The 15012-nt window shown below is 65.0% G+C and carries 14 protein-coding genes; 8 read left to right on the top strand and 6 right to left on the bottom strand.

Annotated features, from left to right (window positions below):
- Positions 1–81 precede the first annotated feature (81 nt).
- Both ACR9YP_RS03120 and ACR9YP_RS03125 read left to right on the top strand, forming a co-directional pair.
- A complete protein-coding gene (locus tag ACR9YP_RS03120) occupies positions 82–648 on the top strand; it encodes a YidB family protein (RefSeq protein WP_438104086.1) in 567 nt (188 codons plus the stop codon).
- 28 nt (positions 649–676) lie between these two features.
- Positions 677–949, top strand: coding sequence for a GlsB/YeaQ/YmgE family stress response membrane protein (locus ACR9YP_RS03125; RefSeq protein WP_197962173.1), 273 nt, complete (start codon positions 677–679; stop codon positions 947–949).
- A 212-nt stretch (positions 950–1161) separates the two neighbouring features.
- Here ACR9YP_RS03125 and ACR9YP_RS03130 read toward each other — a convergent pair whose 3' ends face one another.
- A complete protein-coding gene (locus tag ACR9YP_RS03130) occupies positions 1162–1947 on the bottom strand; it encodes an SDR family NAD(P)-dependent oxidoreductase (RefSeq protein WP_438104085.1) in 786 nt (261 codons plus the stop codon).
- Between the two features lie 248 nt (positions 1948–2195).
- Here ACR9YP_RS03130 and ACR9YP_RS03135 point away from each other — a divergent pair, with 248 nt between their 5' ends.
- The 3 genes from ACR9YP_RS03135 to ACR9YP_RS03145 all read left to right on the top strand — a co-directional run bounded on the left by ACR9YP_RS03135 (position 2196) and on the right by ACR9YP_RS03145 (position 5446).
- Entirely contained in the window at positions 2196–3260 is a 1065-nt protein-coding gene (locus ACR9YP_RS03135; protein WP_438104083.1) for an acyl-CoA dehydrogenase family protein, read from the top strand.
- A gap of 16 nt (positions 3261–3276) precedes the next feature.
- Positions 3277–4437, top strand: a complete 1161-nt coding sequence (locus tag ACR9YP_RS03140; RefSeq protein ID WP_128940312.1) for an acyl-CoA dehydrogenase family protein — start codon at positions 3277–3279, stop codon at positions 4435–4437.
- A 190-nt stretch (positions 4438–4627) separates the two neighbouring features.
- Entirely contained in the window at positions 4628–5446 is an 819-nt protein-coding gene (locus tag ACR9YP_RS03145) for an enoyl-CoA hydratase/isomerase family protein (RefSeq protein WP_438104081.1), read from the top strand.
- Positions 5447–5636: 190 nt separating this feature from the next.
- Here the strand turns inward: ACR9YP_RS03145 and ACR9YP_RS03150 are convergent, their stop codons facing one another.
- The 4 genes from ACR9YP_RS03150 to ACR9YP_RS03165 all read right to left on the bottom strand — a co-directional run bounded on the left by ACR9YP_RS03150 (position 5637) and on the right by ACR9YP_RS03165 (position 10804).
- On the bottom strand, positions 5637–7751 hold the full coding sequence (locus tag ACR9YP_RS03150; protein WP_438104079.1) for an acetate--CoA ligase family protein: 2115 nt from the start codon (positions 7749–7751) through the stop codon (positions 5637–5639).
- A gap of 149 nt (positions 7752–7900) precedes the next feature.
- Positions 7901–8653, bottom strand: coding sequence for a VOC family protein (locus tag ACR9YP_RS03155; RefSeq protein ID WP_474218999.1), 753 nt, complete (start codon positions 8651–8653; stop codon positions 7901–7903).
- A gap of 2 nt (positions 8654–8655) precedes the next feature.
- Positions 8656–9447 carry an enoyl-CoA hydratase gene (locus ACR9YP_RS03160; protein ID WP_091893499.1) on the bottom strand — a complete coding sequence of 264 codons (792 nt, stop codon included), beginning with the start codon at positions 9445–9447 and terminating at the stop codon, positions 8656–8658.
- Between the two features lie 151 nt (positions 9448–9598).
- Positions 9599–10804, bottom strand: coding sequence for an ABC transporter substrate-binding protein (locus ACR9YP_RS03165; protein WP_438104076.1), 1206 nt, complete (start codon positions 10802–10804; stop codon positions 9599–9601).
- Positions 10805–10858: 54 nt separating this feature from the next.
- On the opposite strand from ACR9YP_RS03165, the gene ACR9YP_RS03170 reads away from it, so the two are divergent.
- The 3 genes from ACR9YP_RS03170 (at position 10859) to ACR9YP_RS03180 (ending at position 13567) form a co-directional block, all read left to right on the top strand.
- Entirely contained in the window at positions 10859–11275 is a 417-nt protein-coding gene (locus tag ACR9YP_RS03170) for a hypothetical protein (RefSeq protein ID WP_474219002.1), read from the top strand.
- Positions 11272–12042, top strand: coding sequence for a thermonuclease family protein (locus tag ACR9YP_RS03175; RefSeq protein WP_438104072.1), 771 nt, complete (start codon positions 11272–11274; stop codon positions 12040–12042). Before ACR9YP_RS03170 ends, ACR9YP_RS03175 begins: the two co-directional genes overlap by 4 nt.
- A gap of 133 nt (positions 12043–12175) precedes the next feature.
- Positions 12176–13567, top strand: a complete 1392-nt coding sequence (locus ACR9YP_RS03180) for a M48 family metalloprotease (RefSeq protein WP_370989526.1) — start codon at positions 12176–12178, stop codon at positions 13565–13567.
- Between the two features lie 107 nt (positions 13568–13674).
- Here ACR9YP_RS03180 and ACR9YP_RS03185 read toward each other — a convergent pair whose 3' ends face one another.
- On the bottom strand, positions 13675–15003 hold the full coding sequence (locus ACR9YP_RS03185; RefSeq protein ID WP_091893495.1) for an MFS transporter: 1329 nt from the start codon (positions 15001–15003) through the stop codon (positions 13675–13677).
- Positions 15004–15012 lie beyond the last annotated feature (9 nt).

Genomic DNA, 15012 nt, shown 5'->3' on the forward strand with positions numbered 1-15012 from the left:
ATGACCGCCCCATATGTTTTCGCCCCGGGGGAGCCTGTCAGCGGCGAGCGCTCGCCGAACGAGACGCCAAAGGAGAGCACCATGGGTCTACTCGACGTCCTCAACGGCATGCAGAACGGCCCGCGCGGGCCCAGCGCGCCGAGCTCCGAGAAATCCTCCGGCGGCATGTCGCCGATGACCATGGCGCTGCTCGGCCTGATCGCCTGGAAGGCGTTCAAGCATTTGACCGCAAACCAATCCGGCACGGCGCCGCAACCGTCGCCGACGCCTGCGCCGCCGCCGGTCAACGCCGGCGCGGGCGGTGGCCTCAGCGATTTGCTCAAGGGCGGTCTCGGCGGCCTGCTCGCGGGCGGCGCGGCTGGCACTGTGCTCAGCGGCGGGCTCGGCGATCTCCTCAACCAGCTCCAGCAGAGCGGACACGGCGACACCGCAAATTCCTGGGTTGGCAAGGGCGAGAACAAGCCGATTGCGCCGGGCGATCTCGCCAGCGCGCTCGGCGCCGACCAGATCGACAGCCTGTCCGCCCAGAGCGGCCTGTCACGCGAGGAGCTGCTGTCCGGCCTCAGCCAGTATCTACCGCAGGTGATCGATCATTTGACGCCGGACGGAAGGTTGCCGACCGAGAACGAGCTCTCGGGTCGCATCTGATTGTCGACAAAGGGAGGGGAGCACTGTCATGAGCATGGGCGGCCTGTTGTGGATCATCCTCGTCGGCTTCGTCGCCGGCCTCATCGCGCGCTGGCTCGCACCGGGGCCGAACAATCCGAGCGGCTTCATCCTCACCACCATCCTCGGCATCGCCGGCGCGTTTCTGGCGACCTTCGTCGGCCAGGCCATCGGCCATTACAGCCCCGACCAGGGCGCCGGCTTCATCACCGCGACCATCGGCGCGGTGGTGGTGCTGTTCATCTGGCACCGCCTGGTGGCCAGCGGCGTGATCAAGGGGTAGACCGCTGTCGCTTTGCGGTATGACCTATCAACAAACTCGGTGTCGTCCCGGCCTAGTGCGCAATTGCGCACGAAGGCCGGGACCCATAGCCACCGAACTGAGTTTGGCGAAGACTGGCAATTGCCGACTTTGCGCTACAATCGCGGCCCGTGGTTATGGGTCCCGGCTTTCGCCGGGACGACAGCGGTATTTGCCGCGCTCGGCGAACGCAATCACGTAATCAAATGCATCCCCGCGTCCATGCGCACGACCTCGCCGGTCATGTTGCTGGAGGCCGGCATTGCGAGGAAGCAGACGAGCTGCGCGATGTCTTCCGCGCTTGAGGCGACCTTGAGCGGCACCTTCGCCACCACGCTGTCGCGCACCTGCTTGGCCCCGGCCTCGCCGCGGCCCTTGGTGAACCAGGGCGTGTCGATATAGCCGGGGCACACCGTGTTGACGCGGATCAGCGGCGCCAGCGCGCGCGACAGTGACAGCGTCATGGTGTTGAGCGCGCCCTTGCTCGCGGCATAGGCGATTGACGAGCCGACACCGCTGATGCCGGCGACCGAGGACACGTTGACGACGGCGGAGGGCCGCCCCGAGGCCTTGGCGCCGGCCTCGAGCAGGCTGCGCGCCGCGCGCACCATCTGGAACGGACCGATGGTGTTGACACCGTAGAGGCGCTGGAAATCTTCCGCCGACAAGCCATCGAGATCGGCATGGACAACGTGCTTGGTGGTGCCGGCATTGTTGACGAGCACGTCGAGCCGGCCCCAACCGGCCGTCGTCGCGACGATCTTGCGGCAATCGTCATCCTTCGAGACGTCGCCCTGCGCGACCAAGACTTCCGCGGCGCCGGCCTTGCGACAGAGCTCAGCCGTGGCCTCAGCTTCCTTCTGGCTCGAGGAATAGTTGATGACGAGCCGGGCCCCGTTCCGCGCGAGAATTTCCGCGGTCGCGGCACCAAGGCCGGATGCCGATCCCGTCACGATTGCGCACAAACTATCCTTGGCCATCCTGGTTTCCTTCCCCTGTCTCTGATCTCGGCGCCTTGTTTAGCGAGTTTGCCGCGCCCTGCAAATCGAGCAAACTCCGCTAAGCGGAATTAACCTCCTATTGGTCTTTGCGCCCATGCCTGCGCCGCAGGTTGACCTGCGATCAGCGCTTGTCAGGGCCATGGCTTTTTCCGATCATCGGGCGCAAGAAGAACCTGCGCGCCGGCCCACCGGGGCGGACGCGCCAATGGCAAAACACGGGGAACGCTGTGGCGGAGAGTGACAATATCGTCGTCGAGACCGCGGAAAAAATCTTCGCTGATCTCGCCGATCCGCAAACCATCAACAACGACAAGAAGAATTCGTGGCAGGCACCGCTGTGGCAGGCGCTGAGCGAGGCCGGCCTGCCGCTATCGTGGGTGCCTGACGACCTCGGCGGCTCCGGCGCCAGCCTTGCCGACGGTTTTGCGCTTCTGAACGCTGCCGGCCGCTTTGCGGTCGCCGTTCCCCTGGCCGAGACCATGCTCGCGGGCTGGCTGCTGGCGCAGGCCAAGATCGCATCGCCCGCGGGCGAGATGACGGTGCTGCCGGCCTCGCCAAAGGATCGCATCACGCTCGATGCCGACGGCGCGCTCTCCGGCCGCGCCCGCGGCGTGCCCTTTGCCAAGGCGGCGAAGCATTTTGCGGTGCTGGCGCACGGCAAGGACGGCATTTCCATCGCGCTGGTCGATGCGGCCAAGGCGCGGATCGAAGCCGGGATCAACGTCGGCTACGACCACAGCGACACCGTCACGCTCGACAAGGTTCAGCCCGTCACCGTCAAGCCCGCTCCGAAAGGTTTTGACCAGACTACCTTGATGCTGATGGGCGGTGTCGCGCGCAGTCTCCAGATCGCCGGCGCGCTGGAATCGATGCTCGATATCTCCGTGCGCTATTCCAACGAGCGCGTCGCCTTCGAGAAGAAGATCTCGAAATTCCAGGCGGTGCAGCACAATCTCGCACGCCTCGCCGGTGAATCCGCCGCAGCGCTTGCAGCGGCGACCTCGGCGGCCGATGCCATCGCGAACGCAAAATCGTTCGACGACGAGGTCTATCTCGAAGCCGCCTCCGCAAAGATCCGTTGCGCGGAAGCAGCAGAGAAAGGCGGCGGCATCGCCCACCAGGTTCACGGCGCAATCGGCTTCACCATGGAGCACATCCTGCACCGCTATTCGCTGCGGGCACTGGCCTGGCGCGACGATTTCGGCTCGGAAAGCCACTGGGCCGTCGAGCTCGGCAAGCTCGTTGCAAGACGCGGCGCCGATGAATTGTGGCCGCTCGTGGCTTCGCGCTGATCAGGGGACGACCACAATGACCGCTGCCCTCCGTTTCGATCCGATCCGCCTGCCGGAAAAATGTGAGCAATTGCGCAAGGAAGTGCGCGCCTTCCTCGCCGAGGAAATTGCCGCCGGCACTTTCGATCCGCACAAGCCCAATCGCGAAGACACCGACGCGCCGGAATTTTCCCGCCGGGTCGGCGCCAAGGGCTGGCTCGGCATGACCTGGCCCAAAAAATACGGCGGCCAGGAGCGCTCTTTCCTCGAACGCTACGTGGTGACCGAGGAGATGCGCGTCGCCAATGCGCCGACGCGGCGCTTCTTCGTCGCCGATCGCCAGAGCGGGCCGGTGCTGCTGAAATACGCGCCCGAGCACATCAAGATGGAGATTTTGCCGCGCATCTGCCGCGGCGAGATCTGCTTTGCCATCGGCATGAGCGAGCCGAACTCCGGCTCCGACCTGTTCGCCGCGAAAACGCGCGCGACCAAGACCGACGGCGGCTATCTCATCAACGGCACCAAGATCTGGACCTCGTCGGCGCATATCGCGGACTACATGATTGCGATCTTCCGGACGTCGCCGCCGACCAAGGAGAATCGCCGCCACGGCCTGACGCAATTCCTGGTCAAAATGAAGCAGCCCGGCATCCAGGTGAACCCGATCGGCCAGATCACCGGCCAGTACGAGTTCAACGAGGTCGTCTTCACCGATCACTTTATCCCCGACGATCATGTGCTCGGCGAGGTCGATGGCGCCTGGAAGCAGGCGACATCCGAACTTGCCTATGAGCGTTCGGGCCCCGAACGCTTCCTCGAAACCTATTACGTGCTGACCGAGCTGGTGCGCGCGATCGGTCCCAACCCGGACACGCGCAGTGCCGAAGGCATCGGGCGCCTCGTCGCGCAGCTCCACACCATGCGGCGCATGTCGGTCTCGGTTGCCGGCATGCTGCAAGCCGGCAAGGAGCCGGTGGTGGAGGCGTCGATCGTCAAGGACATCGGCACGGTCTGGGAGCAGCAGCTGCCGCACCGCGTGCGCGATCTCGCCGCCTTCGTCGAGGAGACCGCGACCAACCGCGAGACGCTGGAGCGGCAGCTCGACTTCGCCATCAAGACCGCACCCAAACTCACCATCCAGGGCGGCACCACCGAGGTGCTGCGCGGCATCATCGCCCGCGGACTGGGACTTCGATAGTGCGGATGAGAGCGATGCTCTGGCAGCGCGCGCCCTTCACCTCTCCCATCGGGAGAGGTCGGCGCGTAGCCCCGGGTGAGGGGTTAGGATCCCACGATAGAGCTGAGCCCCTCACCCGATTTGCTGGCGCAAATCGACCTCTTCCTCTGGGAGAGGTGGTTCTTCGCTACTGAGATACTGGAGGCACAAAATGACCACGTACAAGGATATCGGCGTCGAGAAGGTCGGACACGTCGGCACCATCGAGATCCGCCGTCCGCCGCTCAATTTCTTCGACATTTCGCTGATCAACCAGATCGCGGATGCGCTCGACGAGTTCGACCGCGACATCGAGATCCGTGCCTCGGTTTTGTCGGCGCAGGGCAAAGCGTTCTGCGCTGGCGCCAATTTCCAGGATCCAGCACGGCAGGCGCAGGAAGCGCGCGAGGCTGAGAAGACCGCCAAGGGCGATCCGGCCGACAGTCTCGGGCCGATCAACCATCTCTACATTCAGGCCGTGCGCATCTTCCGCGCCAAGAAGCCGATCGTCGCCGCCGTGCAGGGCGCCGCCATCGGCGGCGGCCTCGGTCTTGCGGTATCGGCCGACTTCCGCGTCACCTGCCCCGAAGCGCGCTTCTCCGCGAACTTCACAAAGCTCGGCTTCCATCCCGGCTTCGGCCTGACCGTGACGCTGCCCGAGCTGATCGGCAAGAACAACGCCGAGCTGATGTTCTACACCAGCCGCCGCGTCACCGGCGAAGAAGCGCTGAAGTGGGGCCTCGCCAACGAGCTGGTGCCGCAGGACCAGGTGAAATCAGCCGCGATGAAGCTCGCCGGCGAGATCGCCGAATGCTCCCCGCTCGGCCTGCTCTCCACCCGCGCCACGATGCGCGCCGACCTCGCCGACCGCGTGATGGCCGCGACCAATCACGAGCTCGCCGAGCAGACCCGGCTGCGTGCGACGGAAGACTTCAAGGAGGGTGTGAAGGCGACGGAGGAGCGGCGCGTGGCGAATTTTAAGGGAAGGTGATTGCGGCCGCGGCGCTGCGACACCCTTCGCTGTCGTCCTGGCGAAAGCCAGGACCCATTACCCCAGGGAGAAGTTGCGGCGCGAAGCTGGTAACAACGAGTCTTCGCCAAATTACCCCATGGGGTAATGGGTCCTGGATCAGCGCTCGCTTCGCTCGCTTGTCCAGGACGACAGCAAGGTGTGTGGCCGCCTACTTCCTTCCCACCACGAGCGCGTCGACGATCGTCACGCCCTGCCCCTCCGGGTGTACCAGCACCGGGTTGAGCTCGATCTCCGCGATCTCCTGCGCATGCCGTGCGGCGAGCACTGAGACATCCGCGATCAATTGCGCCATCGCTGTGACATCCGCTTTCGCCGCTCCGCGAAAACCGTTCAGCAGCGGCGCCGCCTTCAATCCCGCCAGCATTGCGCCGGCCTCCTCCGCACCGACCGGCGCCGGACGATAGACGACATCGCGGAACAGTTCTGTGGTGACGCCGCCGAGCCCGACCATCACCATCGGCCCAAACGTCTGGTCCATCATCGTTCCCACGATGATCTCGACGCCCTTCTTCGCCATCGGACCAACCAGCACACCCTGGATCGCCGCGTCCGGCCGCTGCGTGCGCGCATTGTCCAGCAGCGCTTCGAACGCCAAAAACACTTCGCCCTTGGTGGTGATGTTGACGCGCACGCCGCCGACCTCGCTCTTGTGCGCGATGTCGGGCGACTGGATCTTCATCACCAGCGGAAAGCCCACGCGGGCGACGGCTTCATCCAGCCCGGCCTTGTCCGTCACCAGCACTTCGTCCGGCAGCGCGATGCCGGCGGCGCGGAGCAATGTCTTGCTGTCGGCCTCGGACCATGCTTGCGGCTTCAAATGCGCAGAGAGATCGCGCACCGGCAACCGCGTCTCGTCCGCGGGTTTCGGCAGATTGAATTTCGCGTAGTCGACGAGCCGCCGCAGCGCAACGCCGACATGAGTCAGACCCGAGAGGACCACGACACCGGATTTCGCGAGTTCCCGCCGCGCGAAGTCGGAGGGGACCGTGTAGGAATAGAATGCGACCGGCTTCTTCTGCGCCGCCAGCACCGGCGTCAGCTCGGCCTCGTCGAACGGCTTGCGCACCTCACTCGACAGTGACAGCACGATCAGCACCGCATCGACCTCGTCTGAGGCGCTGAGCAGATCGACGCTCTTTTGCAATCCGCCGGAGGTCACGCCTTGCGCGGTGACGTCGATCGGGTTGCCCGCGGTGCCGTAGGACGGCATCAGCATTCGGATCCCCGCCTGGATCGTTTCGGAGAGCTCCGGCACCTGCAAGCCCTGCAGTGCCACGGCATCCGCGCCCCAGATGCCGGCGCCGCCGGAGACGGTGACGACGGCGACGCGATCGCCCTTGGGCAGCGGATTGCTGGCGAGCAGCGCCGCGATCGTCAGCGCCTCGTCGAGATCGTTGGAGACGATGAAACCGTATTTCGCGAACACCGCGTCATAGGCCGCCGACCAGCCGGCCATGCTCGCCGTGTGCGAGGCCGCCGCGCGCTGGCCGGCGCCGGAGCGGCCGACTTTTGTCACGATGACGGGCTTCCTCGCCTCGGCGGCGCGCCGCGCGGCGGCCAGAAACTTGTCGACGTCGCGGATGCCTTCGATGAACAGCAGGATCACGTCGGTCGAGGTGTCCTGCACCAGATAATCCAGGAACTCGCCGGCGCCGAGATCGGATTCGTTGCCGGCGCTGACGACGTAGCTCACGGCGATGCCGATCGCCCGCGCGCGATGATAATAGGCAAAGCCGATGCCGCCGCTCTGCGCGACGATGCCGATCCGCTTGTGCGTCGCGACCAGCGGCACCACACCCGGCTTGACGTCCACCGCGGGACTGAAGGTGGCCGCCACGCGCTGCACCTGGCTGAAGAAGCCCTCGGCGTTCGGGCCGGAGATCCGCATGCCGGTGCGCCCCGCCAGCGCCGCGATCGCATCCTGCATCGCGGCGCTGGCGCCGCCCTCCTCGGCAAAGCCGGAAGAGATGATGACGGCGTTCTTGACACCGGCGACGGCGCATTGCTCGAGCGCGGGCAGTACCGCGCGCGCCGGGATGACGATGACGGCGAGATCGATCGGCGCGCCGATCTCGGCGATCGATTTGTAACAGGCGAGCCCGTCGATGTCGGCATAGTTCGGGTTCACCGGATAGATCTTGCCGGGATAATCGTTCTTGCGCAGCATCGACAGCAGCCGCCCCGGAATCTTCTCGTGATCGCGCGAGGCCCCGATCAGCGCGATGCTGGCGGGCGCGAAGAAGCTGTCGAGCGGATGCGGCATGTGCAGATTCCAGTTGTTGATCTGGTGCTATCCCCGTCATGCCCGGGCTTGTCCCGGCCATCCACGTCTTGCTTCTCAACGATCGTCAAGAACGTGGATGCCCGGGACAAGCCCGGGCATGACGACACAACGAGAAATGTCGCAAGTGGTCAAGCAACGAGCCGGAACGTTACCCCACCTAACAAGAACTCGTTGCCGGCAACCGCATGCCCCTTCTCCCGCGCGGCATGCAGCACACGTGCAGCATCCGTCACCCGAAATTCCAGTGCGCTCATGATTTCGCTGGTGCCCTTGACGAAGCGGAAGGTTGCGTTGGGCAGCTTCAGTTCGGCGTCGGCGCTTGGCGCAACACCGATGATTCTGCCCCAGTGCTCCGCCAGCCCCTGTGGATCCGGGCTCTGCATCTCGACGGCCGTCAGCGCCTGCGTCACATCCTTGCGGATGAATTTTTGCCAATCGGGTCCCGCCGGTGGATAGGCGCCCAGAATGTCGTCGCTGCCTTCGGTGTGGTTGAACTCGATGAAGGCGGCGCGGCAGTCGCGGGGGTGGAGCTGCACGCCGTGATAGGGTGCGTGGTCGATGACATTGGCCGTGCGCACGCCAAGCGCGTTGGCGTTGCGACCGCGCTCGTCCGGATCGTCGCAGCAGAAGATCGCCATGTAGCCGCCGCGGCCGCCGGTCTTCTCGATGAAGCGGCCGGCCGTGGTGCCGTCCTTGAACGGCGCAACGACTTCCAGCAGGATCGTGTCGACCGGGAGCAGCGCGTTCTCCAGACCGTATTTCGCGACATTGCCGTCGCGATAGCACACGGTGAGACCCATGATCCTGGCGATATCCGTGATGACAGGCTCAAGCTGCGGCGCAACCAGGCAGATCTGACGCAGCCGGATATAGGGCGCCATCGTCATGCGCCCTTGAAGGTCGGCTTGCGCTTCTCGACGAAGGCCTTGGCGGCCTCCTTGTGGTCCTCGGTGTCGCCGCATCGGGTGTGATGGATCGCTTCGCCATCGAAGCAATCCTCCAGCGCCAGATGCTCGGCATTGTTGATGTTGCGCTTGATAAAGCCGAGCGCGATCGAGGGGCCCTGCGCCAGCGACAGCGCGAGCTCGTGCGCGGCGGCGTCGATCTCGGCGTCGGGCACGACCTTGGTCACCATGCCGATGGCATGCGCCTCCTTCGCGGTGAGGACCGGCGACATCAGATAGAGCTCGCGCGCCCGCGCGCTGCCGAGCAGCTGCGTCAGAAAATAGGTCCCGCCGTAATCACCGGAGAAGCCGACCTTGGCGAAGGCCGTGGTGATCTTGCAGGACTCGCTGGCGATGCGCAGGTCGCAGGACAGCGCCATCGACAGACCGGCGCCGGCCGCCGCGCCGTCGAGCTGCGCCACGACAGGCTTTGGCATCTGGTGCAGGATGCGCGAGACCTCCATGCCGCGGCGCAGGTTTGCGAGTTTCTGCTCGAACGGCAGCGGCGCCCGGCCCTCCGCCATCGACTTGACGTCGCCGCCGACACAGAAGCTGCCGCCCGCGCCCTTGAACAGCACCGCGCGCACCTCCGGATCGTCAGCCGCGCGCCGCGCCGCCTCGACCAGCCCGCGCACCATGTCGGGGTTGAGCGCGTTCTTCCGCTCCGGCCGGTTCATGGTGATGGTGAGCAGCCCGCCTTCGAGCTTTTGCAGGACCATGTCGTTGCTCATGGGGTGGTCTCCGTTGTTGTTGTCTAGCCGAGCTATCACCACACCGTCATTGCGAGCGAAGCGAAGCAATCCAGGAATGTTTCCGCGGAGACAGTCTGGATTGCTTCGTCGCAAGAGCTCCTCGCAATGACGTCGTGACTACGTCACGCCGTCACTTCTTCACCAGCGGGCAGCGCGACTGCTCCAGCGACTGGAACGCCTCGTTGCCTGGCACGGTGGCGAGCAGCTTGTAATCGTCCCAGCGGCCCTTGGACTCCGACGGCTTCTTCACCTCGAACAGGTACATGTCGTGGATCATGCGGCCGTCCTCGCGGATCTTGCCGTTATGAGCAAAGAAGTCGTTGATCGGCGTCTCCTTCATCATCTTCATCACCGCAGCAGCGTCGGTCGTGCCGGCCGCCTTCACCGCCTTCAGATAATGCGTGACGGAGGAGTAGACGCCGGCCTGTGCCGAGGTCGGCGGCCGCTTCACGCGCTCCTGGAAGCGCTTGGAGAAGGCGCGCGTCTCGTCGTTCATGTCCCAGTAGAACGCTTCGGCCAGCAGCAGGCCCTGCGCGGTCTCCAAGCCGATCGAGTCGATATCGGTGACGAAGGCGAGCAGCGGCGAGACCTTCTGGCCGCCCTTCATGATACCGAACTCCGCCGACTGCTTGATGGCGTTGACGGTGTCGCCGCCGGCATTGGCAAGACCAATCACCTTGGCCTTCGAGGCCTGCGCCTGGAGCAGGAACGACGAGAAATCCGAGGTGTTGAGCGGATGACGGACGTTGCCGAGCACCTTGCCACCGGTCTTGGTGACGACGTTGCTGGTGTCCTTCTCCAGGTCCTGGCCGAAGGCATAATCGGCGGTGAGGAAGAACCAGGTGTCGAGGCCCGACTTCACGGCGGCAAGCCCGGTCACGTTGGCCTGGGCGAACGTGTCGAACACGTAATGCACGGTATAGGGACCGCAGGCTTCGTTACTGAGGCGGATCGAGCCGGGACCGTTGAAGATGATGATCTTGTTGCGCGCCTTCGCGATCTCGCCGGCGGCGAGCGCGGTCGCGGACGCCGCGACGTCGTAGATCATCTCGACGCCCTGGTTGTCGAGCATGTCGCGGGCGATGTTGGCGGAGAGATCGGCCTTGTTGAGATGGTCGGCCGCCAGCACCTGAATCTTGCGGCCCAGCACCTCGCCGCCAAAGTCCTCGACAGCCATCTTGGCCGCGGTCTCGCTGCCGGGGCCGGTGATGTCCGCATAGAGGCTCGACATGTCGAGGATGCCGCCGATCTTGAGCGGCGGCTTGTCCTCCGCCTGCACGGCACTCGCACTCAGCGCAAATGCGGCAGCAAAAATGCCCGACAGAATATGCTTCATCGAAAAAGACCTCCCTTATCGCGCCGTGCTCTGATGGCGGCTTGGTTATTGCTCTTGGCCATTGGTCTTGGCTATCGCTATTGGCGGCAATCATGCCGCATGCGCGAGAGGGCAGCAAGCGCGAGGTGCCGTTACAAGCGCATGATTGCCGTGCATGTTTTCCGCAAAGCGGAATGGTGGAGTGGCGAAATGTTTCCACGTCATTGCGAGCGCAGCGAAGCAATCCAGAATCTTTCAGCGGAGAGACTCTGGATTGCTCCGCTCCTCGCAATGACGGCGTGTGAGGCAATGGCGAAGGATCACATGATCTGCCGTAGGGTGGGCAAAGGCGCACTCTTCGCGCCGTGCCCACCGCCCGCGGTGGCCAAAGACGTGGGCACGCTTCGCTTTGCCGACCCCTACGACAGCCCTTCGTCGTTTGCTACATTTGGGTTAGAACTGGTGCGCACGCAACCTCTCCGGATCACGTGACGCGCCCCCTTCACCTCATCGTCGCAATCCTTCTCGTCGCGGGTCACAGCGCATTCGCGAGCCCATGCCAATTCGAGTCCCAAGGCGAGGGCCGTGTCGCCGCGATCGTCGATGCGCGCAGCATCCGCCTCGACGACGGCCGCGAGATCCGCCTCACCGGCATCGAGCCGACGGCGACGACGAAGCAGGTGCTGACCTCGCTGCTCGCCGGCCGCGACGTGACACTACGGAGCCCTGACGACACGCCCGATCGTTACGGCCGCCAGAATGCGCTGGTCTTCGTCGGCGAAAGCGACACCTCCGTGCAGGCGACGTTGCTCGCCCAGGGCGATGCCATCGTCTCCGCCGAGATCGCGGACAGGGACTGCGCGGCCGCCCTGATGGCGTCGGAGGCCGAGGCGCGGCGCCAAAAAAAGGGCAGCTGGGCTGACTCGTCGGCCATAAAAAACGCGGAAAGTCCGGACGATATTTTGGCGGGGATCGGGCGCTTTATGGTGGTCGAGGGCAAAGTCCGGTCGGTCCGGCAAGCTGGGGCAATGACCTACCTCAACTTCGGACGAAACTGGACACGCGGCTTTGCGGCGACTATCTCAAAGCGCACGTTACCGGCGTTCGAAAGCGCCGGAATTACCCTTAAGTCCCTGGAAAATAGACGTATTCGAGTTCGGGGCTGGGTCGAGGGAAACACGGGGCCGCGTATCGATATACGCCTCGTGGGACAGGTCGAGTTGCTAGGCGCAAACGAGCCGACAGGGGTAAGGCCCTAAAAGGGCCGGGCACGGGTTAAGCGACGTGAATGGGGTGCTAGAACGGCACGAACGAGGTGATGGCCGCCGCCTGCGGGCAGCGCCGGCTGCGCTATGCCTTGTCCTGGGCACGGCCTTGGCGGGTTGCGGCGACATGGGCCGGTTCCAGACCGCTGCGACCCCGCCGGTTGTGGCGATGCCCAAGCCGAAGCCTGCTGTGGCGCAGACCCCCGCCACCGAGAAAGAGCATGAGCGCATCCTGGCGAGCTATGGCGGGACTTATGACGATCCCAGGCTGGAATCGCTCGTCAGCAAGACCGTCGACCGGCTGGTCGCAGCCTCCGACCGTCCCGATCAGGGATACAAGGTCACCATCCTGAATTCCGGCGCGGTGAATGCGTTTGCGCTGCCGAACGGCCAGCTCTACGTCACGCGCGGCCTGCTCGCGCTCGCCAGCGACACTTCGGAATTGTCGTCCGTGCTCAGCCACGAGATGGCGCATGTGCTGTCCAAGCACGCCGCGATGCGCGAGGATCAGGCGCGCCAGGCCGCGATCGTCACCCGCGTCGTCACCGACATGAGCAACGATCCCGATCTCACCGCGCTCGCGCTCGCCAAGACCAAGCTCACCATGGCGAGCTTCTCGCGCAAGCAGGAGATCGAGGCCGACGGCATCGGCGTCGGCATTTCCGCCCGCGCGCATTTCGACCCCTACGGTGCCGCCCGCTTCCTTTCGGCGATGGAGCGCAATGCCGAGCTGAAGGCCGGCAAGAGCTCGCTCGATCCGCGCGCGCAGGATTTCACCTCGTCGCATCCGGCTACCCCGGAGCGCGTGCAGAATGCACAGACCATCGCGCGGCAATATTCAGCGCCCGAGGGCGCCGAACGCGACCGCGAAACCTATCTCGCCGCGATCGACAACCTCGTCTATGGCGAAGACCCCAGCGAAGGTTTTGTCCGCGGCCGCAGGTTCCTGCATCCGAAGCTCGGCTTCACCTTCCAGGCGCCGGACAATTTCACGCTCGACAACACCGCGCAGGCCGTGATCGGCGTGCGCGACGGCGGCTCGCAGGCGATGCGCTTCGACGTGGTGCGGGTGCCGGCCGAGCAATCGCTCGGCGATTACCTGAATTCCGGCTGGATGGAGGGCGTTGAGAAGGCGTCCACCGAAGATCTCACCATCAACGGCTTTCCGGCGGCGTCCGCCACCGCCAAGGGCGATCAGTGGCAGTTCAAGGTCTATGCCCTGCGCTTCGGCAGCGACGTCTATCGCTTCATCTTCGCGACACGGCAGAAGTCGACCGAGAGCGACCGCAACGCGCGCGAGACCGTCAACTCATTCCGCCGCCTGACGCTCGACGAGATCCAGGCCGCGCGCCCGCTGCGCATCAAGGTGATTACAGTGCAGCCCGGCGACACCGTGGAATCGCTGTCCCACCGCATGGCCGGCGTCGATCACCCCGCCGAACGTTTCCGCGTGCTGAACGGACTCGATCGCAACGCCCAGGTGAAGGTGCGCGACCGCGTGAAGATCGTGGCGGATTGACGTGCGCTAAGCGCGCGTCATCCCGGAGGCGCTTGAGCGGCGAACGCGAGATCTAGAGCTACGAGCTTCGCTGCCGTAGAGCCTGTGATGTGGGGACGGCGCGAGCCCTACCGCCCCGCATCCATATCGCCGGCCTCGCGCTGGCCGCTGAGCCAGAGCGCGAGCAGGGTCCAGAACGCGCCCGACAGCAGGTACGCACCCGAGGCGATGACGCCGAGATTGGTCGCGAGCAGCAGTGCCACCAGCGGAGCGAAGCCGGCGCCGAACAGCCAGGCCATGTCCGAAGTCAGCGCCGAAGCCGTGTAACGGTACGTCTGCTTGAAGTTCGAGGCGATCGCGCCCGAGGACTGGCCGAAGGACAGGCCGAGCAGGATGAAGCCGATCACCATGTAGATGGTCTCGCCGAACGCGCCGGCGTCGAGCAGCTGCGGGGCAAAGCCGCTATAGATCGCGATCGCAATCGCCGATCCCATCAGCAGCGACTTGCGGCCGACACGGTCGGCGATGATGCCGGAGAGCACGATCGCGACGACCCCGAACACGGCGGCGACGATCTCGATGATCAGGAAGCGCACCGGGCTTTCGCGGGTGAACAGGAACACCCAGGACAGCGGAAACACCGTGACCATGTGGAACAGCGCAAAGCTCGCCAGAGGCGCGAAGGCGCCGAGCATGATGTTCTGGCCTTCGCGCGCGACGGTGTCGGAGATGCGCGCCGGCTGCAATTCGCGGGTCTCGAACAGCGAGGAATATTCTTCCGTCGTCACCATGCGCAGGCGAGCGAACAGCGCCACGACGTTGATGGCGAAGGCGACGAAGAACGGATAGCGCCAGCCCCAATCGAAGAAGTCATCGGCCGAGAGGTTGCCGGCGAAATAGGCGAACAGCGCGCTCGCCACGATCAGGCCGAGCGGGGCCCCGAGCTGCGGCACCATCGCGTACCAGCCGCGCTTCGAAGACGGCGCATTCAGCGCCAGCAGCGAAGCGAGACCGTCCCAGGCGCCGCCCCAGGCCAGACCCTGGGCGAGACGCGCCAGCGCCAGCAGCCAGATCGCGGCGACGCCGATCTCGTGATAGCCGGGCAGGAACGCGAGAGCGACGGTGGCGGTGCCGAGCAGGAACAGCGCCGAGATCAGCTTGGCGGTCTTGCCGTAGGCGCGGTCGACCGTCATGAAAATGACGGTGCCGATCGGCCGGGCCATGAAGGCCAGCGCGAAGATCATGAAGGAATAGAGGGTGCCGGTCAGCTCGCTCGCGAACGGGAACACCAGGCGCGGGAACACGATCACCGAGGCGATCGCGAAGACGAAGAAGTCGAAGAATTCCGAGGTGCGGCCGATGATGACGCCGATGGCGATCTCGCCGGGACTGGCCTGGTCGTGGCCGTGCTCGCCCGAGTGGAGGTCTGCCATTGCGGGGGTCTGTGCCGTCGCCATTCGTGCGCC

It is taken from the genome of Bradyrhizobium sp. BR14999, assembly GCF_056106085.1.